At 61.4% G+C, this 20976-nt stretch carries 19 protein-coding genes; 14 read left to right on the top strand and 5 right to left on the bottom strand.

Annotation, left to right across the window (positions count from 1 at the left end; genetic code table 11):
* Positions 1 to 41: 41 nt before the first annotated feature.
* Positions 42 to 1625: a tetratricopeptide repeat protein gene (locus RCH09_RS05110; protein ID WP_326940062.1), complete on the bottom strand. Its 1584-nt coding sequence runs from the start codon at positions 1623 to 1625 to the stop codon at positions 42 to 44.
* A gap of 449 nt (positions 1626 to 2074) precedes the next feature.
* Here RCH09_RS05110 and RCH09_RS05105 point away from each other — a divergent pair, with 449 nt between their 5' ends.
* Positions 2075 to 2230, top strand: a complete 156-nt coding sequence (locus tag RCH09_RS05105; protein WP_326939974.1) for a hypothetical protein — start codon at positions 2075 to 2077, stop codon at positions 2228 to 2230.
* Between the two features lie 33 nt (positions 2231 to 2263).
* On the opposite strand, the gene RCH09_RS05100 is transcribed toward RCH09_RS05105, so the two are convergent.
* Together RCH09_RS05100 and RCH09_RS05095 are read right to left on the bottom strand one after the other, a co-directional pair.
* Complete coding sequence (locus RCH09_RS05100) at positions 2264 to 2461, bottom strand: DUF2905 domain-containing protein (RefSeq protein WP_326939973.1); 198 nt, start codon at positions 2459 to 2461, stop codon at positions 2264 to 2266.
* Complete coding sequence (locus tag RCH09_RS05095; protein ID WP_326939972.1) at positions 2458 to 3618, bottom strand: class I SAM-dependent methyltransferase; 1161 nt, start codon at positions 3616 to 3618, stop codon at positions 2458 to 2460. Before RCH09_RS05095 ends, RCH09_RS05100 begins: the two co-directional genes overlap by 4 nt.
* 39 nt (positions 3619 to 3657) lie before the next feature.
* Between RCH09_RS05095 and RCH09_RS05090 the strand changes: the two genes are divergently transcribed.
* From RCH09_RS05090 to RCH09_RS05075, 4 genes are all read left to right on the top strand, one after another.
* Entirely contained in the window at positions 3658 to 4434 is a 777-nt protein-coding gene (locus RCH09_RS05090) for an SDR family oxidoreductase (RefSeq protein ID WP_326939971.1), read from the top strand.
* 41 nt (positions 4435 to 4475) lie between these two features.
* Entirely contained in the window at positions 4476 to 4874 is a 399-nt protein-coding gene (locus tag RCH09_RS05085) for a dihydroneopterin aldolase (RefSeq protein WP_326939970.1), read from the top strand.
* Positions 4871 to 5806 (top strand): tRNA 2-thiocytidine(32) synthetase TtcA, encoded by a 936-nt coding sequence (gene ttcA, locus RCH09_RS05080; RefSeq protein WP_326939969.1) that lies wholly within the window; start codon positions 4871 to 4873, stop codon positions 5804 to 5806. Before RCH09_RS05085 ends, ttcA begins: the two co-directional genes overlap by 4 nt.
* Positions 5807 to 5920: 114 nt before the next feature.
* Positions 5921 to 7873 (top strand): DUF6600 domain-containing protein, encoded by a 1953-nt coding sequence (locus RCH09_RS05075; protein WP_326939968.1) that lies wholly within the window; start codon positions 5921 to 5923, stop codon positions 7871 to 7873.
* A gap of 1 nt (position 7874) precedes the next feature.
* On the opposite strand, the gene RCH09_RS05070 is transcribed toward RCH09_RS05075, so the two are convergent.
* Positions 7875 to 8831, bottom strand: a complete 957-nt coding sequence (locus RCH09_RS05070; protein WP_326939967.1) for a DUF6279 family lipoprotein — start codon at positions 8829 to 8831, stop codon at positions 7875 to 7877.
* Here RCH09_RS05070 and glmU point away from each other — a divergent pair.
* From glmU to RCH09_RS05045, 5 genes are all read left to right on the top strand, one after another.
* Entirely contained in the window at positions 8791 to 10149 is a 1359-nt protein-coding gene (gene glmU / locus RCH09_RS05065; RefSeq protein WP_326939966.1) for a bifunctional UDP-N-acetylglucosamine diphosphorylase/glucosamine-1-phosphate N-acetyltransferase GlmU, read from the top strand. The two genes, RCH09_RS05070 and glmU, sit on opposite strands and share 41 nt — an antisense overlap.
* Positions 10150 to 10159: 10 nt before the next feature.
* Positions 10160 to 11989, top strand: a complete 1830-nt coding sequence (glmS, locus tag RCH09_RS05060; protein WP_326939965.1) for a glutamine--fructose-6-phosphate transaminase (isomerizing) — start codon at positions 10160 to 10162, stop codon at positions 11987 to 11989.
* Positions 11990 to 12033: 44 nt separating this feature from the next.
* Positions 12034 to 13200 (top strand): serine hydrolase domain-containing protein, encoded by a 1167-nt coding sequence (locus RCH09_RS05055; protein ID WP_326940061.1) that lies wholly within the window; start codon positions 12034 to 12036, stop codon positions 13198 to 13200.
* A gap of 199 nt (positions 13201 to 13399) precedes the next feature.
* Entirely contained in the window at positions 13400 to 14614 is a 1215-nt protein-coding gene (locus RCH09_RS05050; protein ID WP_326939964.1) for a cyclopropane-fatty-acyl-phospholipid synthase family protein, read from the top strand.
* Positions 14615 to 14686: 72 nt separating this feature from the next.
* On the top strand, positions 14687 to 15430 hold the full coding sequence (locus RCH09_RS05045) for a hypothetical protein (protein WP_326939963.1): 744 nt from the start codon (positions 14687 to 14689) through the stop codon (positions 15428 to 15430).
* Here the strand turns inward: RCH09_RS05045 and RCH09_RS05040 are convergent.
* Entirely contained in the window at positions 15427 to 17433 is a 2007-nt protein-coding gene (locus RCH09_RS05040) for a cytochrome-c peroxidase (protein WP_326939962.1), read from the bottom strand. The two genes, RCH09_RS05045 and RCH09_RS05040, sit on opposite strands and share 4 nt — an antisense overlap.
* Positions 17434 to 17680: 247 nt before the next feature.
* Here RCH09_RS05040 and RCH09_RS05035 point away from each other — a divergent pair, with 247 nt between their 5' ends.
* The 4 genes from RCH09_RS05035 to RCH09_RS05020 all read left to right on the top strand — a co-directional run bounded on the left by RCH09_RS05035 (position 17681) and on the right by RCH09_RS05020 (position 20976).
* On the top strand, positions 17681 to 18286 hold the full coding sequence (locus RCH09_RS05035) for a DUF4337 domain-containing protein (protein WP_326939961.1): 606 nt from the start codon (positions 17681 to 17683) through the stop codon (positions 18284 to 18286).
* Positions 18283 to 18768, top strand: a complete 486-nt coding sequence (locus RCH09_RS05030; RefSeq protein ID WP_326939960.1) for a GNAT family N-acetyltransferase — start codon at positions 18283 to 18285, stop codon at positions 18766 to 18768. The genes RCH09_RS05035 and RCH09_RS05030 overlap by 4 nt, the downstream gene beginning before the upstream one ends.
* Before the next feature lie 91 nt (positions 18769 to 18859).
* Positions 18860 to 19588, top strand: a complete 729-nt coding sequence (locus tag RCH09_RS05025) for a response regulator (protein WP_326939959.1) — start codon at positions 18860 to 18862, stop codon at positions 19586 to 19588.
* Entirely contained in the window at positions 19585 to 20976 is a 1392-nt protein-coding gene (locus RCH09_RS05020) for an ATP-binding protein (protein WP_326939958.1), read from the top strand. The genes RCH09_RS05025 and RCH09_RS05020 overlap by 4 nt, the downstream gene beginning before the upstream one ends.

Genomic DNA, 20976 nt, shown 5'->3' with positions numbered 1-20976 from the left:
CCACCGGCGCGAATGCTGCCATTGGCAACCAACCCGCCTGTTCACGCGCGCTTTGCGGGGATACTGGAGGCCGCGGCGGCGACGATATTGATACCGTATTTTTTGAGAATACTTTGATAGAGCGCCGACAACGAGGACAGCCTTGGATTGGACGGATCGAGGCGGCGTGCGCTGTCAATCAGCATGCGTGCATCATCACCCAGCTTCTCCTCCCACCCCAGGTTTTCAAGTGACTTGAGCACGGCAACTGCGGCGTTGAAAACCACCTGAGGATTGGTTGGCAGCTTCTTGACGGCTTCCATCATCAGGGTGACAGCGCCGCGATAATCGCCCTGACGCGCCTTGTCAGCGCCCGACGAAACCAGATCGACGACTACGCGCCGACTTTCCCTTGCGGTACTCTCTGCCAGATCCTTGCGCCCTGCCTGTTCGAACACACTCATTGCCTTGGCCATTGCGGCACTGTTGGAGGCATTGTTCATCACATCGAGCATTATTTCAGAGGCGCCTGCGTCCAGATTGTTATCGAGGCAACTTTTTGCGAGACCCATTTTCATGTCGGTCGACAAGCCGATATCTTCACGGCATGCTTCGATCGCTTTGGTTAGTTCATCGGCGACCCGATCATGGTCGCCTGTTTCCTCGTACAACATTGCAGCAGAAATCGCATGACACGCCTTGCCTTTGGGCGACCCGGACAACGCCTTGTCAAGATCGCGCATGACGGTTGCCGCCTGCATCGTGTCACCTTTCTTGACCAGCGTCTTGACCAGCCTGACGTGGTCCTCAGGATCACGAAACTCCGAGTAACGTCCCTTGGTGACGACCTGCTGAAACGCCTTTTCTGCAGTCGGGATATCGCCTCCCTGCAAAGCCAGCTCCCCCAATTTGCGAAGGCGTTTTACGGCGTGCGGCGAAATCGCCACGGCCCCCTGCAATACCGCTTGCGCATCCGAGAGTTTCCCATTGGCCTCGTGCGCCTTGGCAAGCCAATCATAGGCATCCATGAACTTGTTATTCTCTGCGACCAGGGCAGTCAGCATGTCCTCGGCCTCGCCAAACTTGTCCTGCATGAAGAGTGTTTTTGCCAGACCGAGACGTGCCCACGCCACCGCGCGCAACTCAAACAGCTCCGCATAAATTGGCTCAGCCAGTTCCGGTTCGCCCCGCGTGACATGCAGTTCGGCGCGCAGCCTTTTGAAATCGACAAAGTACTTGCGGTCGCCCTTCTCGCCCTCCAGGCAAAGTGCGATTGCAAGGTCGAGGTCGCCGCGCTCCATCAAACGATGCAGTTCGGCGAATACCTCGCGCTTTTCGATGGCGCGCGCGACACGCTCCATCAAGGTGTCGGCGGTAAATGGCTTGAGAATGTAATCGGTCGGCGCCAACTCGGCGGCGCTAACGACTTTTTCGTACGCGCGCTCGGCGGTCACGATGAAAAAAACCGTCGACAGGGAAATCAATTTATTGTGGCGCAAATCCTCAAGAAGCTGCTGGCCGTCCTGACCATCGGCGAGATCGTACTCGCACAGAATGATGTCAAAGCTGCGCGTTTGCAGCTGACGAATTGCCGTCCCCGAACTCACCGCATGTTCAATTTTCGTCAACTCACACAAATTCAACATGTTATGCAGGCTGCCGCGCATACCGGCGTGCGGTTCAATGATCAGAGCTGTCAAACCGCGAAATGCTTTCATTTTTTCCTAATAACCATGTCACAAAAATGCCGTTCAGTTGCGTACACAGCCTTCCGGTTACGACCATACGAAGCAGCATACTTGCCAGTCTGCGGAAATACCGATCACTGGCAATAACGGCTTTGGCCCGAACACCGCGTTGGCGCTGGCACCGCCAGCACAGGTGATTTGCGCTGCCTGCCAGTATAGTACGCTGCCATGACCCAAAACGTCGTCCGGTTGCACACGACGGATACCGGCGAGCACCGCGCCTCCTCATTTGGACGGCATTGATTCGCGCGGCCGTCACAAGACAGGACGAGAATTTCAAGTTTTCGGTTTGCATATTCGTCAAGTCGCCAACCTGCGGTCGAGGCAATAATTGCTCGGGCTAGCTCATGAACCCTGTCAGCGGCGGGCCCGACCTGGCGGATCAGCGCCGAAACCTCCGAAATCCCGGCATGTCGTCGCCGCCCGAGGATGCTGGCGCCAAGGATGCGTCCCAGGATTTGGAGACGCTTTATCTGCTTTCTATCGAAGCAAGTCCCTTTTGACGGCAACCGGGAACAGGGCAAGCATTGGCGGCGTCAGCGCAGCAAACGTACTACCGCAACCAAAACCAGCGACATCAAGACAGTGGAAGCGAAGGGCAAGAAGACGGTTTTCCCGAAGAGCCGGAAACGCAAATCTCCCGGCAACTTGCCCAACCCGATTTTTTCCAACCACGGCAACACGGAAGAAAGCACCACCAATGCAACAAAGATGGCAAGGAACCAGCGAATCACAGCCGGTGACTGCGGTCGTTGCGCTCGAACCGCTCAGGCAAGCGCAGCTTGGTGCCAACGACCAGCACCTTGAACAGTTCACCCATTTCCGCAGGGGAGGTCAGCTTCTGCACAGCATTTGCTTGCGGCAAATATTGGCGCGCATCATCTGCGGGCGTACGCAACAGCAGATCGCCCAGACCGGCTTCGAGCAAAAATGCAGCCTGACTCAAATAGCCCAGGAGGTCGAGCCCGCCGTCAATTGCCGCCCGCGCCATCGCGGTGAAATCAACATGGGTCGTGATGTCTTGCAGGCCTGGCAAAAAGAAGGGATCACCGTGCGCATGGTGCCTGTAATGGCACATCAAGGTGCCGTGATCGCGCTGGTCAAGATAGTACTCACGTGCCGGGAAACCGTAATCGATCAGAAATGCCGCACTGCCTTGCCCGGACTCCGCCAGGCCGTTGCGCAGCATGTCTGACAGTGAGCGCATGAAGCCGGCGGCGACCGGGTGCACCTCGGTCAGATAGCCGACCGGCAAAGCGTCGGCCTCGGGAATCTGTTCAATCATGGCGGGATCACACAACCGGTCGCGGAATACAAAATTGCGTGCCGACAGACCGATGCCTCGCTCGCGCCAGCCATGTTCTGTTTTTACGACGATATGTGCGGGCATCGCATCCAGCACTTCATTGCCGATAACCACGCCAGCGAACATTGCCGGAAACTGATCGAGCCAAACCACCTGCGGATAAGCCTTCAACAATTGCTGCTGACGGGCGCGCAATTCGCTGGACACCTCGACGATCGAGTAGCGATGTATTGCGACCCCCATCGCCGTCAACTCGGTCAGCAAGTCCAGCGCCAGCTTGCCTGTGCCGGCGCCAAATTCGAGTAGCTGCGGCGCCGTCGCCGGCAGCAACTCGGCCACGGCACGGGCCAGCGTCGCGCCAAAAAGCGGCGTGATTTCGGGCGCGGTTGTAAAATCTCCGTCTTTTCCGAGCTTTGCCGCACCGCCGCTGTAGTACCCGAGCCCGGGCGCATACAGCGCCAGCTCCATGTACCGGGCAAACGATATCCAGCCCGACTTGTGGCGAATATCGTTGGCAATCAGTGTTTGCAGTGAGCGGGAAGCGTGCAGCGCGTCGGGAGAAGGTTCAGGCAGTTGCAATTGCATGGTGTCATTTTAGAAAGATCGGCAGAAGGCACAACGACTATGACCACGGATCGACAGAAAGTTGCACTCGTCACTGGCGCGGCCAAGCGGCTCGGCCGCACCATTGCGCTGGCACTGGCCGAGCAGGGCTGGGACATCATTGTGCACTACGGGCGCTCGGCTGACGAGGCCGCAGACACCGCGCGTGACATTGCGCAACTGGGACGCCAGGCTTTCACGCTGCAATGCGACCTGTCCGACGCCACCGCCGTGGCCGCCATGATTCCGCAGGCCGTTGCGCTCTGCGGCCCGCTGCGTCGGCTGCGCTGCGTCGTCAATAGCGCCGCATTGTTTGAACAGGATGGTGCCGCTGATTTTTCTCCGCGCCTGCTGGACCGGCACATGCACGCCAACCTGACCGCACCCATTCTTCTCGCGCAGGGGTTGCATGCGGTGATTCCCGACGGTGAACAGGGTGTTGTCATCAATTTGCTGGACCAGAAACTATTCAATCTGAATCCTGACTATTTGTCCTACACCTTGTCGAAGGCAGCGTTGCAGGCGGCCACGACAATGTTGGCCCAAGCCCTGGCGCCGAGACTGCGTGTAGCAGGCGTCGCACCCGGCATCACCCTTGTTTCGGGCGAGCAGAGTGGCGCCGGGTTTGCAAAAGCGCATACTGCGACTCCGCTGGGACGTTCCAGCACGCCGCAGGATATTGCCGATGCGGTATGTTTTGTCGCCAATGCGCGTGCAATCACTGGCACCACCCTGATCGTCGATGGCGGTCAGCACCTTATTCCCTTGCCGCGCGATGTCATGTTTCTCGCGCAATAATCATTCATCCGTTACTCACCAATTACTCAACGATTGTGCCCATGTCCTCGTCCCTTTCCGATCCCGCGCTGGCCAATTGCCGCCGTCTTTTTCTGCGCAACTACGAAGTGTTCATCAATATCGGTGTGCATGACTTTGAAAAAAAAGCCGAGCAGCGCGTATTGATCAATGTCGACCTGTTCGTTCCGCTGGAACTGTCGACGCCAACCGAAGACTTGCTCGACGAAGTGGTCGACTATGACTTCATGCGCAGCACCATCCTGCGGCGCACCGCTGCCGGCCATATTCATTTGCAGGAAACGTTGTGCGACGACGTCGTCGCGGCCATGCTCGCCCATCCCAAGGTGCGCGCGGTACGGGTCTCGACTGAAAAACCCGACGTCTATCCGGATTGCGAATCGGTCGGCGTTGAAGTATTTCGCATCAAGGATCTGGCATGACAACCACCATGCAAGTCGCTGCACCACCCGTCGATCAGACGGCAAGGCAGCACGAAAAGGTCACCTACGAAAATAACAAGTTGCACAAGCGCCTTTGCCGCCAGGTTGGCCAGGCCATCGGCGACTTCAACATGATCGAGGACGGCGACAAGGTGATGGTCTGCCTGTCGGGTGGCAAGGACAGCTACGCGTTGCTCGATATCCTCATGACGCTGCGGGAGCGCGCGCCGATCAACTTCGACATCATCGCGGTCAACCTCGACCAGAAGCAGCCCAATTTTCCCGAGCACATCCTGCCCGCCTACCTGACCGAACTCGGGATACCGTTCCATATCGAGAATCAGGACACCTACAGCATCGTCAAACGCGTCATCGAGGAAGGCAAGACCACCTGCTCGTTGTGCTCCCGACTGCGCCGCGGCATCCTGTATCGCGTGGCCGATGAACTCGGGGCGACCAAGATCGCACTGGGGCATCATCGCGACGATATCCTGGAGACGTTTTTCCTGAATATGTTTTTTGGCGGAAAACTCAAGAGCATGCCGCCGAAACTGCAATCGGATGACGGCAAACACATCGTTATCCGACCGTTGGCGTACGTCAAGGAAGCCGACACCGAGCGCTATGCCGACATCAAGCAGTTTCCGATCATCCCGTGCGACCTGTGCGGCAGCCAGGAGAACCTGCAGCGCAAGCAGTTGAAGAACATGCTGCGCGAATGGGACAAGAAAAATCCCGGCCGCACCGACAACATCTTTGCCGCCCTCGCAACAGTCGCGCCCTCCCACCTGATGGACCGCAAGCTGTTTAATTTCGCCGATCTGGCGGTCACCGGCGCACCGGTTGCCGAAGGCGATATCGCCTTTGACGAAGCGCCTTGCGCGGCACCAGACATGTCCGCCAGCGTGATCACATTGCGATCGCTTGACTGAAGCGGGCATCGGGGTTTCTTGCAACGCTTTGTAACCTGACAACACACAGAGGGTGACACGGCGGTGTAATGACAACCACGGCGGCATACGCCACGCTTCCCCAAAGGCCACACGATGAACTTTCGCCCCATCGCACCAATTTTCCTGCTGGCACTTGCGTGCCTGTCCGCCTCGGCCTTCGCCGATCCATCCGGCCGCGTCGGGCGCATCTCGGCAACCCAGGGTCCGGTCACCTTTCGCGATACGGTCAGCGGCAACACCGACCCGGCCACACTCAACTGGCCGATCACCTCGAACAACAACCTGATTACCGACGGCGGCGCGCGCGCAGAATTCCGCGTCGGCTCGGCCGCGATCCGGCTCGACAGCAATACCGATCTTGAAATCGTTGAACTCGACGACACACATTTCCGGTTGCGCCTGAACCGCGGCAGCGTGACGCTCCATATCCGCAACGCTGAACTGGCGCGCGATATCGAACTCGACACCCCGCAAGGACACGTACTGTTCGCCGAACCGTCCAACGTCCGGGTCGATGCGCGCTACGACACGCCGGTCACCACCGTCAACGTCTATTCGGGGACGGTCAGCTTTGACGGCGACAATGGGCGCTTCGCGATTCCCGCAGGACGCCGCGCCGAAATTGCCGGTGGCGAACCGCGCCTGACGGATTTACGCAGCGCCAATGCGGGCGATGATTTCGATGTCTGGAGCAGTACCCGCGATCGCCAGGATGAACGCTCGGTGTCGGTGCGCTATCTGTCGGAAGAAACCACCGGCTATGAAGAGCTCGATGCCCACGGCCTGTGGCGCGATACCAGCCAGTATGGTCCGGTCTGGTCACCGCGCGTGGTATCGGCAGGCTGGGCGCCCTATCGCGACGGCCGCTGGACATGGATTGCGCCGTGGGGTTGGACCTGGGTCGACAATGCGCCCTGGGGCTACGCACCGTCGCATTATGGGCGCTGGGTCTGGCTTGACCAACGCTGGTGCTGGACGCCAGGACAGCGCGCGGCGCGTCCGGTTTGGGCGCCGGCCCTGGTTGGATGGGTCGGCGGCGCCAACGTCCAGGTTCGCTTCAGCAATGGCCCGGCTCCCGCCGTCGGCTGGTTTCCGCTGGCACCACGCGAAACGTATGTACCCGCGTATCGCGTCTCGCCGACCTATATTCAGCAGATAAACAACACCTACATCATCAACGGCAAGGTCGACAACTACCGCGACCACGATCACGATCGCGATGGCCGTCAGCAGGTGTACCAGAATCGCTATGTCAACGGCGCACTGACCGTCATGCCACATGACCAGTTCAGCGCGTCCAAAACAGTGCTGGTGAAGCCTTCCCAGCTGAACCCCGAGCAGGCCGGTTTGCTGCGCACGGTGCCGATTTCGGCGGTGACGCCACTAGTGACCGCGCCGCAGGCGGTGGCGACACCCGCGCAACCCGCCTACCGTCAGCGCGGCACACCATTGACCGGACCCATCATGCAAACGCCACCGGGACGGCTCGGCCCGGCGCCAGCAGCGATTCCGGCCCAGGGCGCGCCAATTGCGCCAGCGCGGGGACAACCGAATCAACGCGACGTAGCGCGCCAGCCAGAAGGCAACCGCATCGAGACCGCGGCACCGCAACGCATCTTGCCCATGACACCGACAGTCGGCGGCCCCGAGCATCGTGAGGAAGGCCGCCAGGGTGGTGCGCGCATCGAGGTTCCAAGGCCGCCGCAACCTGTTACGGCACCGGTCGCGCCAGCGCCACTACGCCAACCCGAGCGCCGTGAGGAAGTCCGCCAGGGCGCAGCCCGGATCGACACGCCAATGCCGCAACACCTGCCGTCCGCACCCGCGATGCGTCCGTCTGATCGCCACGAAGAGTCGCACCCGCGCCCTGCCCGCATCGAGGTGCCGGCACCGCAACGTCCCGCTCCGCCTGCAATGCCAGTGGTCGCTCCTGTCGCCAAGGCAGCGCCGCCAGAGCACCACGACGCCCCGCACGCAAAGCCGGAGCACGAGAAACCGCGCGAACATGAAGCGCGGCGCGGCAACGACGAGCAAGACCGTCGCTGATTCAGGACGATGGCGTCGTCACACGGGCAAAGAAGGCCTGCCAATCGCGGATCTGCTTCAAGGCATGCGCCTTTTGCTTTGGGGTGGTCAGATTGAGGACTGCCGCGGTCATGGCCAGCCGTGCTTGCGTGGCCGTGTCATAAAACCGCTGGTACTCCGCATTGCCCTGTCGCTCCACCACATACAGGCTGGCGTATTCCTTCAGCCATTGGACAACCGTGTCGCGCTCCGGCTTTTCAGCGACGATCCTCTTGAGCAGCGCAACCAGGGTGCGCTGGCGCTGCAGCATGTCGGCCAGCACCAGTTCATTGTTGAGCGGCCGCGTATCCGAGATCTGGCGAATTTGCGCTTCCTGTTCCTCGCTGAAGTCACCAAACCAGTACTCGCATTGTTTCAAGGATTGTTTGAATCGGTGTCGTTGACGGCTCTCAATATCGCCGAGCAAATATTCCTTACGATAGGCGTTCGCATTCGAGGCAAACTTTTTTTCGACCTGCGCGATTTGCTCAGGCCGTAATGACAGTGCCAGCTCCGCCAGCGCCGGCAGCGCGCGGTCAATCACGGCAATGGATTCGTTCTTCAGCGTCAGGTAGTCGGCTGCCATTTCCACTGGCCCTGCTTCGGCTTGCAGGCGACGCTCGAATCCCGTCAGCAACCGCGCATAGACAGGCAAGCGCGTTTCGCGATGCCAGGCGAACAGTTCATTAATCCGGCCACGGACCATGGCGCGTTGCTCGGGTTCGAAGTCAACGTAGGTGTCGAGCCACCAGTAGGTCAGCGATTCGCCGTTGTTGTACGAGATACGCAGCAGGCTGCATCCGCTCACCCCGACGATCAGGAACAACAACGCGATCCTCAGCCACCTGAGACGCGCGGGTCGCATGTTAGAATTTTGTAGTTTTTTCAACCAGGCACCTATGAACGTTGTCATCCTCGCAGCCGGCATGGGCAAACGCATGCAATCCGCGCTCCCCAAGGTACTCCATCCTCTTGCCGGCAAGTCCTTGCTGGGTCATGTAGTCGATACCGCACGCACCTTGTCCCCAACGCGCCTGTGCATCATCTACGGTCACGGCGGTGACGCGGTGCCAGCGGCCTTTGCGGCTACCGACATCGTCTTTGCCAAGCAGGAACCGCAACTGGGAACCGGCCATGCAGTGATGCAGGCGCTGCCCTTCCTGGATGATGATACGCCCACGCTTGTCCTGTACGGCGATGTGCCCCTGACCACCAGCGCATCACTGAAAAAATTGCTGGCGTGTGCCGCGCCCGGCTCCCTGGCAATCCTCACCGTCGACATGCCGGACCCGACCGGCTACGGACGCATGGTGCGCGAGGACGGCAAGATCGTGCGCATCGCCGAACAAAAGGACGCCACCGAGGCCGAACGCGCACTGACCGAAATCAATACCGGCATCCTGATCGCACCGACGCCGCATCTGAAACGCTGGCTGGCCTCGTTGTCGAACAACAACGCCCAGGGCGAGTACTACCTCACCGACATCGTCGCCTGTGCCGTTGCAGACGGCGTTCCGGTCCACTCGGCCCAGCCTGGCGCGATCTGGGAGACGCTTGGCGTCAACAGCAAGGTGCAACTGGCGGAGCTGGAACGGATCTTCCAACGCAACCTGGCCAACCAACTGCTTGAACAGGGCGTCACGCTGGCCGATCCGGCGCGCCTCGATGTGCGCGGCACGCTGGTGTGCGGGCGCGATGTCACCATCGATGTCGGCTGCATCTTTGAAGGTGATGTCGTGCTGGCCGACAACGTGAGCGTCGGCGCGCACTGTGTGATTCGCCAGGCCCGCATCGGCAACGGCGCGCAGATCAAGCCGTTCTGCCACATTGACGACGCCGTCGTTGGCGCTGCCGCCGTCATCGGCCCGTATGCGCGGCTGCGGCCCGGCACGACACTCGGCGAAGGCGCGCATGTCGGCAATTTCGTCGAAATCAAAAACAGCCAGATCGGCAACGGCAGCAAGGCCAATCATCTGGCCTACATCGGCGACGCCACCATCGGCGCGCGCGTCAATATCGGCGCCGGGACCATTACCTGCAATTACGACGGCGTCAACAAATCCCGCACCATCATTGAAGACGATGCCTTCATCGGCAGTGATACCCAACTGGTGGCGCCAGTGCGTGTCGGCGCCGGCGCCACGCTCGGTGCCGGCACCACGCTCACAAAAGACGCACCGGCCGGCAAACTCACGTTGTCGCGCAGCAAACAAGTCACGCTTGACGGCTGGCAACGGCCTACCAAGCTTCAAAAATAAGGAATCCATCATGTGCGGTATCGTCGGCGCAGTCTCCACTCGTAATATCGTTCCAATCCTGATCGAAGGACTCAAGCGGCTCGAATACCGCGGCTACGATTCCTGCGGCGTGGCAGTATTCAATGACGGCTTGCAGCGCGCCCGCAGCGTCGCCCGTGTCGCCGAGCTCGAAACCCAGGTGGCGGAAACCGGATTTTCCGGCGCCACCGGCATTTCGCACACCCGCTGGGCCACCCACGGCGCGCCGGTCACGTTCAACGCCCATCCGCATTTTTCATCCGACAAGGCGGGCGTCGAGCGCATCGCGCTGGTGCATAACGGCATCATCGAAAACTACGAAGAAATCCGCACCGAACTCAAGGCGCTCGGTTATGCCTTTGTCTCGCAGACCGATACCGAAGTCGTCGCCCATCTGATCCATCAGTTGTATGACGGCGACCTGTTTCGCACGGTCCAGAAAACCGTCAAGCGGTTGTCCGGCGCCTATGCGATCGCCGTGTTCTGCCGCGACGAACCGCACCGCGTGGTCGGGGCGCGTTTCGGCTGCCCGCTGATCGTCGGCGTGGGCAAGAATGAGAACTTCCTCGCGTCGGACGCCATGGCGCTGGCCGGCTCGACTGACCAGATCATGTATCTGGAAGAAGGCGACGTGGTTGACCTGCAGCGCGAAGCGATCCAGATCACCGACAAGAACGACCAGCCGGTCACGCGCAAGGTGCATACCGTCAGTGCCTATTCCGGCGCCATCGATCTCGGCCCGTACCGGCACTACATGCAAAAGGAAATCTTCGAGCAGCCACGCGCCATCACCGACACGCTGGAAGGGGTGCAGGGATTCGTGCCTGAGCTGTTCGGCGCGGATGCCGCCGCCGTCTTCGACGACATTGATGCGATCCAGATCCTGGCCTGCGGCACCAGCCTGTATTCCGGCATGACGGCCAAATACTGGCTCGAATCGGTGGCCGGCATTCCGACCCAGGTCGAGATCGCCAGCGAGTATCGCTATCGCACGCCAGCGGTCAACAAGAATGCGTTGATCGTGGTGATCTCCCAATCAGGCGAAACCGCCGATACGCTCGCCGCACTGAAGTACGCGAAGGAACTCGGCCATCGCCACACGCTGGCGATCTGCAATGTCGGTACCTCTGCCATGGTGCGCGAGACCGAACTGTCGTACCTGACCCGCGCCGGCGTCGAAATCGGCGTTGCCTCGACCAAGGCCTTCACCACCCAGCTGACCGCCTTGTTCCTGCTCACGCTGACGCTGGCCAGACTACGCGGCAAGCTCGATGCCGAGCAGGAACGCACGCATCTGAAAAACCTGCGGCACCTGCCGACGGCGATCCAGAGCGTGCTGGCACTGGAGCCGCACATCATCGCCTGGGCCGACGCCTTTGCGCGCAAGGAAAATGCACTGTTTCTTGGCCGCGGCCTGCACTACCCGATTGCCCTCGAAGGCGCCCTCAAGCTGAAGGAAATTTCCTACATTCACGCGGAAGCCTATCCCGCTGGTGAGCTCAAGCACGGTCCGCTGGCGCTGGTGACGGAAGAAATGCCGGTGGTCACGATTGCGCCGAACGACAGCCTGATCGAGAAACTCAAGTCGAACATGCAGGAAGTGCGGGCCCGCGGCGGCCAGCTGTATGTCTTCGCCGACGCCGATTCGCACATCGCGCCAAGCGAAGGCATCCACGTCATCCGGCTGCCCGAGCATTACGGTTTGTTGTCGCCGATCTTGCACGTGGTGTCACTGCAACTGCTGGCGTATCACACCGCCCTGGCGCGCGGTACGGACGTCGACAAACCGCGCAATCTGGCGAAGTCGGTGACGGTGGAGTAATTGATTCGAACAAGCCATAGCGCCAGGAGGCAACCTTGCCCAGTGTGAATACGACCGCCCTGCACGACGCAATGCGGGCACAGGTTGACCAGCAATTCCTGCCGGGCGTGGCGACCGCAATCCTGCGTGGCCGCGAAGTGGTCGACACCTTTTGCTATGGCTACGCCGACCGGGAAGCCGGGGCGCCGCTGCGCAACGACCATATCTTCCGCGTGTTTTCCAACACGAAATTGATTACATCCTGCGCGGTCCTGCTGCTCTGGGAGCAGGGGCGCTTGACGCTGGACGATCCAGTCGAAAAATTCATTCCGGAACTGGCCAATCGCCGGGTGCTTCGGCCCGAAGCCACCACGATTGACGACACTGAGGCGGCCCGGTCGGCAATCACAATCCGGCAATTGATGACCCATACGTCGGGACTGTCGTATGGCATCTTCGACCCGGGCACCGTGCTGGCGCGCGCATACAGCGTCGCCCGCTTGCGGCATCCGTCCAGAAACCTGCAGCAATTCATCACCGACCTCGCGCCCCTGCCGTTGGCGTTTCACCCCGGCGCGCGCTGGGAGTACTCGATTGCTACCGATGTGTTGGGTCGCCTTGTCGAAATAATTTCCGGCGAGACGTTCAGCGCATTTCTTGCCAAGCATATCTTTGAACCGCTTGAGATGGTCGATACCGATTTCTTCATCCCGGAGTCCAAGACCAGCCGGCTCGCCGCACTGTACGTCGGGGTGGACCTCGCCAACCCGAGCACACCGGGTTTGCTGCGCGCGGATGCGGCGCCTGCCAGCAGCTATCTGACCCGTCCGGCGTTCGAGTCCGGCGGTGGCGGACTGCTCAGTACATTGGGCGACACGGTTCGGCTGATACAAAGCATGATGCCCGGCGGCCGCACGCTGCTCAAGCCAGAAACCATCCAGATGATGGCCACCAATCAATTGCCGAACGGGATGGGAATTTCGTTTCCCAACCTGCCGCCGTTTGTCGGGCGCGGCTTCGGCCTGGGTTCATCGGTGGTCCTGGGCGCAGGCCCTTTCGATCCACCGGAGATAGCCAGCGAAGTCAGCTGGGGCGGCCTGGCCGGAACCGATTGGTGGTTTAATCCGCGCCTGAACATCGCTGGCGTATTGATGACGCAGCGTTACCTTGGGCCGTGGGGCAAGTACACCTTTGCCTTCAAACGCGAGGCCTACAAGGCCCTCGGCCACTGAGCATGCCGGACCGGGCGCTCCCGGTCATTGACTGACGCCGTCGGGCAATTTCGCTATTTTGTGCGGAATGGCAATTCACCCGTTCACCTGACGGACTATTCTCCCCATTGTGGCATCCGCCGCAGGACAACCGCTTGTCATGCCGTTCCGGTGACTGGATCGGCCCTGCGAAAGTAAATCGCACTGTGGGGAGAACAATATGTTTTGGGAAAAGAAACTCGAACAATGGACCGATTCGGTTTGCCACCACGTTAATCTGCCGCTGCGGGTCGATCTGTGGAATGGCAACAGCATCCATCTCGGCCAGACACCACCCCAGGTAATCATTCGCATTCCCCATGCCTCCGCGCTGAGCTACCTGTTCACACCATCGCTGTCCAATCTTGGCACTGCCTACGTCGAAGGAAAAATCGATGTCGAGGGCAATCCCGGCGCCATTATTTCAGTCGGCAACGCGTTGGCCGCGCGCACGCTCAAACCCAACGGAAAATTCGCCCGCGTCACCCGGGCAGTCCGTCGCACCAAGAAGCAGGATCAGGAATCGGTCCAGTATCACTACGATGTCTCGAACGAGTTCTACCAGTGCTGGCTCGATGAAAACATGGTGTATTCGTGCGCCTATTTCGAACACGGAAATGAAGACCTGGCGACGGCGCAACGCAAGAAAATCGATCACATCCTGACCAAGATTCAACTGCGCCCGGGCCAGACCCTGCTCGACATCGGCTGCGGCTGGGGCGCGCTGGCGATGCGGGCCGCGCAGCACTTCGGCGCACGCTGCGTCGGCGTCACGCTGTCGGAGAAGCAGGCGGAACTGGCCACCCGGCGGGTGGCCGAGGCCGGCTTGAGCGATCGCATCGAGATCCGCTTGCAGGACTATCGCGATGTCACCGGCACCTTCGACCGCATCACCAGCGTGGGCATGTTCGAGCACGTTGGGCTGCGCAATTTGCCCAGCTATTTTGCGAAGATCCATGCGCTGCTGGCCGACGACGGCATCGCCATGAACCACGGCATTACCTCGACCGATCCCGACAGTGGCGATTCACCCTACGGCAATGGCGAATTTGTCGGCAAATACGTGTTCCCGCACGGCGAGTTGCCGCATATCGGATTGGCGTTGCGGGCCATGCAGCAAGGGGGCCTGGAGGTGGTCGATCTGGAGAATCTGCGTCGTCATTACGCCCGCACCTGCGCGCTGTGGGCGGAGAACTTTGAAGGTCGTGCCGCTGATATCAGGCGCATTGCCGGCGAGCGGCGCTATCGCATCTGGCGGGTCTATCTGGCGGGCGCCGCCTACGCGTTCGAACGCGACTGGATTTCGCTGTACCAGGCAGTGTGCGTCAAGGCGGGACGCGCTCCGTCACAGCTTGCATGGTCGCGCCGCGCAATGTATCCGGCGCTGCGGGAATGATGGCGGCGCCATGAGCGCGGCCGCGGCGCACGTGATACCGTCATCGCTTTGACACAGCCGCAAGCAGCCATCATGACCCGCACAGACCAGAATGTTCACCAGCGCATCGTTGCATGCGCCATGTTTGCCGTTGCCTTGTTCGCCGCTCCGGCGCACGCGGCAAGCGCGGATGTCGCGCAGATCAAGACCAGCATCATCGCCATGGCAACCTCATTTGCCGGCCAGGGCGACCCCGACTTCTCCCGCCAGAAGGCACTGGAACCGCTGGTGCAGCAGCTGCTGGCCGCCAATCCGCAAGCACCACTCAGCGCGCGCCTGCCGCTGCTGTACGGTGCCTGGAAACAGGTGTGGGGACCCTACAATTACAAGAGCAAGAAACGCGACGTCGATCCCGAGATTGGCGTTGATGAAATTTACCAGGTGGTGTTCGCCGGCGGCTACTACTACAACGTCACACCGCTGTACAAGAACGGCAACCGCGCTGCCGAACGGATCGGCTTGCTGCGCGGCGAATTCAAACCCGACCCGCAGCATCCCAACAGCCTGCTGGTGCACTTCACCAACTTCCCCGGGCTGAGCGTCCGCCCGCGGCCAGGGCCGCCGCTTCCTGCCCTGCCGGCGCTCGTCGAGACCGGCAAGCTGGTCGCCGATACCTCGATTGTGCCGAGCTGGATCGTGCGCTGGTTTTTCGGCAGCGGCGCGCTCAACGAGGTCTACACCGATGCCGACCTGCGCATTTTGTACGGCTCGGGCAGCGACCAGCTGGACCGCCCGGCGCTGTACATCATGACCCGGGTCGGCGTCCCGGCGCCCTAACGCTGATACGGACTGAGCGCGAGGAATGGTTGCAAGGGCGTGACCGAGCCGTTGGCGCCGACGGCGGCGATGCATTGCATGACATCGACAGCGCGGCCGGCGGCGTCCACCTGGATTGAAGCGGCCGTGCCGGCGTGCCCGTGTGGCACGCAGATCGACGGATGATCGAAAGGCGCACGCTGAAAACGCACGCGCTCATCAGTCAAGCCGAGCAGGAACGCCACCAGATCCTCTTTCTCCTTCTGCGAAAAATTCAACACGCGGATGGTCGGATCCGGAAGCGGCTGGTTGGTCGCAGCGAAGTCGCCGCCATGGCTGTAAAAATCGACCACCTGCATCAACGTCGCCTTGCCACCGTTATGGAAATACGGCCCGGTCAGCTCGACATTGCGCAGCCCGGGCGTCTTGAACGCGCCATCGACGGCGGTGGGTGCATCGGCCGCAATGGCCAACTCCCTGGCGAAATCGAAGCCGTTGCCCAGCAAGCCAGTCTTGCCGCTTTGCGCGATGCGGGTTTCGGACAGCGGATTGCCAAACGGGTCGACACCGCCAACGCCGGGGTCCTCGGCGGTGGGCCGCACACCAGTATTGAAAAACCCATTGTCATACCGGAATACCGTACCGTTGGCGCCATCGCGGTGATCGAGCCTGCCCTCCGCCAGCACATTGGCCACCGAGGCGCTGGTCATTTCGGCGCCGGCATGGCAATGCACGCATTGCGCGGTTCCGCGGAACGTGTTCAGGCCACGCACTTCCTGCGCCGTCAGCGCCCGCTTGTCGCCGGCGGCGTAGCGATCGAAAGGCGTGTCGTCCGACACCAGCGTGGCTTGGTACAGCTGTACCGCCAGCGCAAAAAACAGCGAGAAATTCGCTTCGGTCTGGGTCAGCTGGTCGCGCTCCTGGCGCCGCTGCGCGCGTGGATTATTGCGTGCGCGCTCGAGATCGACCGGCTGCGCGGCCTGGACTTCGCCGGTGCTGATGTTGACCCGTGCGTCGGAATTCCAGTATTCGGGCCGGAACGCCTGCCGGATCAGCTCCATGTAAGTCGGCCGCCGCACCGCCAGCGCACCCAGCGCGCTATCGTCGGGGGCGATGGTTTGATCGGCCAGCACCGTGCTGTTCGCCAGCTTGCGCGCCAGGTGGGCGAAGCTGCGATTGCGGCAGCTCATTTCGTTTTCGCTCAGCGGCGGACCGGAGGCCACCGAGCCCAGTGCCGAGGTCGACAGCGACATGGACTGGCCGCGCATGATGCCGTTGTCGACGCGCCAGATGGTTGCGCTGCGATTGCGCAGGCCGAACGGGTCGACGCCGTTCATCATGTTGTTGCCGCGCCCAACCCAGAAATTGCGGAAGTTGAACACCGCATTGAAGACGCTGGGCGCGTTGCGCGGCTCGACCCGGCGCGTGTTGACGCCATTCACGTTGAAACCCGAACCGCCCTGCCCGACCGCATCCGGCACCAGCGTGCAGGTATCGGCCTGGCCGGCCCGGTTGGCATGGCCGAACAGGGTCGACAGCGCACCTTGCGACGCCACCACGTCATTGACATCGCGCCCGGCTGCGCTCGGATCGTCGACACCGGCCAGCCGCGTCAGCGGAAAATCGGCCACCGTCACGGTGCTGTTCGGGCCGCCCAACTGAAAGGTCTTGTCGCCGGCCAGCAGTCCCGGGCTGATCTGGTTCTTGACGCGGTTGTCCGCGCCGGCGTGGAAGTGGCAACTGGCGCAGGCAATCTTGTTGTCGCTGCCGACCCGGGTATCCCAGAACAGCGCCTTGCCCAGCACAACGGCGCTGCGCTTGTTCTGAATGAGCGCGTCCAGCTCGGCCGCGCTCGGCCCGGGCACCGGTACGCTTTTCAGGGATGCCAGTGGCGCAGCGGTTTCCGCTTGTGGCTGGGATTGTGGCTGGGCTTGCAGCGTGTCGAACGGGCCAGCCAGCAGCGCAGTCGCGAGCGCTGCAAATCCGGCTTTCAGCGGGTGTAGCGAAAAGGGTTGTGGAGACATCGCGGCGGCAGCGGCTCGTTCGCACTGCTTGCGATGACAGAATGTGAAGCGGCATAATTTGTCGAGTGTCATGCGGACTCCTGGAGCGGTTACCTCCCTGAAGGCGTTTCTCGTTGTTGAACGTGTTTGGGGGCCGCCTGCCACATTCGTTCCGGCCGGACTGAAAGTTCACCGGCGCAAACGCTTTGTTTTTACCGGACCCTTCTGATGGCACAATACAGGCCGTCCTCCACCACCCGAATCCCCCATGGAAATCAATCCCCTCGATGCCGTCGATGCCACAGAAACCGGTCCCGCGCTTGACCGCGCCGCATCGCGGCTGAACATGCTGGTTGCCATTACGGTCGCGATCCTCGCCACCTTCATGGGAATCTGCAAGGTCAAGGACGACAACATCGTCCAGACCATGCAACAAGCGCAGGCCAATAAACTGGATCACTGGGCGTTCTATCAGGCGCGTAACATCCGCGAGGAAATTGCCCGCGCCACCATCGTGCAATTACAGCTGGCGGCGCCCGGGCAAAGCGCGGCGCAACAGCCAGCCTATGCCACGGCCATTGCGTCCTACGAAAAGATCGCTGCAGAACAGAAGAAGAAAAAAGACGAGTTGCGCACGCTGGCCGACGACGATCAGAAGCAGTACGACGGCGCCAATTTCCATGATGACCAGTTCGACCTGTCCGACGCGCTGCTGGCCATCGCCATTTCGCTGCTGGCCGTGACCGCACTGACGCAGCAGCGCTGGCTCTATGTGGCAGCGTTGGTGCCGACCGGCTTCGGACTGGCCATGGGACTGGCCGGTTTGCTGGGCGGCAGCCTGCATCCGACCGCGTTGATCCGCTTGCTGTCATGAGCGCGCCGGTCCCGGCGGAACCGGCGGTGGAATGGCAGTGGTCCGCGTTTGACGAGCTCGATACGCACGCGCTGTACGAGATCCTGGCGCAGCGGCAGGACGTCTTCGTGCTGGAGCAGCAATGCCTGTTCCAGGACATGGATGGTGTAGACCAGCTATCGCATCACTTGCTGGCATGGCAGATCCGCGATGGCCGGCGCGTATTAAGCGCCTACCTGCGCAGCGTCCCGCCCGGCATCTGCTTTGCCGAAGCGTCGCTCGGGCGGGTCCTGTGCGCGCGCGCTGCGCGCGGCACCGGACTGGGCAAGCGCCTGTTTGCCGAAGGCGTACGCCGCATCGTCGCCCAATATCCCGGCCAGCCGGTGCGCATCGGGGCGCAGCAATACCTGGAACAGTTTTACGCGGGCTTCGGCTTTCAGACCTGCTCGCAGCCGTATCTGGAAGACGCCATCTGGCACGTTGAAATGGTACGGCCGGGCTAGTTTGTATCCTGTTATGTCCGTACCAGCCGTTGAGACGAAATGCTACACATCGGGCAATCCGGACTGCCAATCAATGGGGATAATCATGCGCATGGAAAACCTCACACAAATTCTGGTCGTTGACGACGACCGCGAAATCCGCACCTTGCTGGCCGAATACCTCGATGGCAACGGCTTTCGCACCTTCACGGCCAGCAATGGCATCGACATGCGCAAGGTGCTCGATGCCAACCGCATCGATCTGGTGGTGCTGGATCTGACCCTGCCGGGCGAAGACGGCCTGACGCTGTGCCGCAACCTGCGCGCCCAGTCGAGTCTGCCGGTGATCATGCTGACCGCGCGCGGCGAGCCGCTCGACCGCATTCTCGGGCTCGAAATGGGCGCCGATGACTACCTCGCCAAACCGTTCGAGCCGCGCGAACTGTTCGCCCGCATTCGCAGCGTGCTGCGCCGAACCAACGCGCTGCCGCCCAACATGGCCACCAGCGAAGCGCGCGCGATGTTGTTCGGTAACTGGAAACTGGATCTGATGGCGCGTCATCTGGAGGCCGCCGACGGTACCGTGGTGGCCCTGTCGGGCGCCGAGTTCCGGCTGCTCAAGGTCTTCCTGGAACATCCCAACCGGGTCTTGAATCGTGACCAGTTGCTCGAAATGACGCAGGGCCGCGAAGCCGATCCGTTCGATCGCTCGGTCGATATCCAGATCAGCCGGCTGCGCCAGAAACTGGCCGATGACGCCCGCACCCCACTGCTGATCAAGACCGTACGCAACGAGGGCTATGTGCTCTCGACCACCGTCACCGTCGATAGCCAGCGTTGAAAAATTTTCTCGGCTCCATCGCCAACCGGGTATTTGCGATTCTCCTGGTCGGCATCCTGTTGGCCACCGGTGTTACTGCATGGCTGGCCGAACGGGAACGGGAAGCTGCCATCGAAGAGATGCGCGCCAGTCACGGTGCCGAACGCATCGAACAACTGGTGCTGGCACTGGACCAGACCGAGCCGGCCTCGCGTCCGGCGATCTTGCAGGCCGGCGCCAATTTCGGCATGCTGGCCTCGCTGGTCGACGGGCCGATGCCGACCGGCGGCAGCGGCGACAATGCGCTGGTGGAGCTGCTCAAGGTAAGGCTGGGCGCACAGCGACAAATCGCCCTGCAGCAGGGTGCGCCGTGTCAATCGCGCCCGCTGCCGCCGCCGCAATTGGGTGCGGTCGACCATCCACCATTTGAACGCCTGCTGTTTCAGATGCACCGCGATCACGATTGCCGCGTAGTGCTGGTCGGCCTGTCGGAAGGCCAACTGCTGCGCGTGCAATTGCGCAGCAGTGGCGGCCCCTTCGGACTCCGGTCACGGCCGCCACTGCCGACGGCGTATCACGGCCTGTTCCTGCTATTGATTGGCTTGCTGGCGTATTTTGTCGCGCGCATGACCGCGCGTCCGATTCGCCAACTGGCCGATGCCGCCGGGGCACTGGGCAGCGACCTTGACCGTCCGCCATTGCCGGAAACCGGGCCGACCGAAATCCGCCAGGCCGCCAGCGCGTTCAACGCCATGCAGCAACGCATCCGCCGTCAGGTGGCCCATCGCACCCACATGCTGGCGGCGATCACCCATGATTTGCAGACACCGCTGACACGGCTGCGCCTGCGACTCGAAAAAGTCAGCGACGCCGAACTGCGTACCAAGTTGATTGACGACCTGGCGCTGATGCAATCGATGGTGCGCGAAGGACTCGATCTGGCGCGCAGCATGGATTCGCAAGAGCGCCTGCAACGGCTGGATCTGGATTCGCTGATCGACAGCGTCTGCGCCGATGCCGCCGATGCCGGCCAGGATGTGACGCTGGCGGGTCACGCCGGCGCCTTCATCTTTGCCCAGCCAACCGCACTGCGGCGCTGCCTGACCAATCTGCTCGACAACGCCATCAAGTATGGCAAGCAGGCCCGCGTGACGATGACGCGCGAACACGACCGGCTGGTATTGCGGGTGCACGATGCCGGACCCGGGCTGCCGGAAGATCAGCTCGAAGCGGTGTTCGATCCATTCTTCCGGCTCGAAACCTCGCGCTCGCGCGACACCGGCGGCACCGGGCTGGGATTGACGATTGCGCGCAATGTCGCCGAAAGCCATGGTGGCACGCTGGTGCTGCGCAACCATCCCGATGGTGGACTGGAAGCGATCCTGCGGCTGCCTGTCATCGCCGTCTGA

The sequence above is a fragment of the Actimicrobium sp. GrIS 1.19 genome, assembly GCF_035984655.1.
In the GTDB taxonomy this organism is placed as follows: Bacteria; Pseudomonadota; Gammaproteobacteria; order Burkholderiales; family Burkholderiaceae_D; genus Actimicrobium.
Note: the sequence above shows the minus strand (reverse complement) of the source record. Positions and strands in the feature narration are given on the sequence as shown.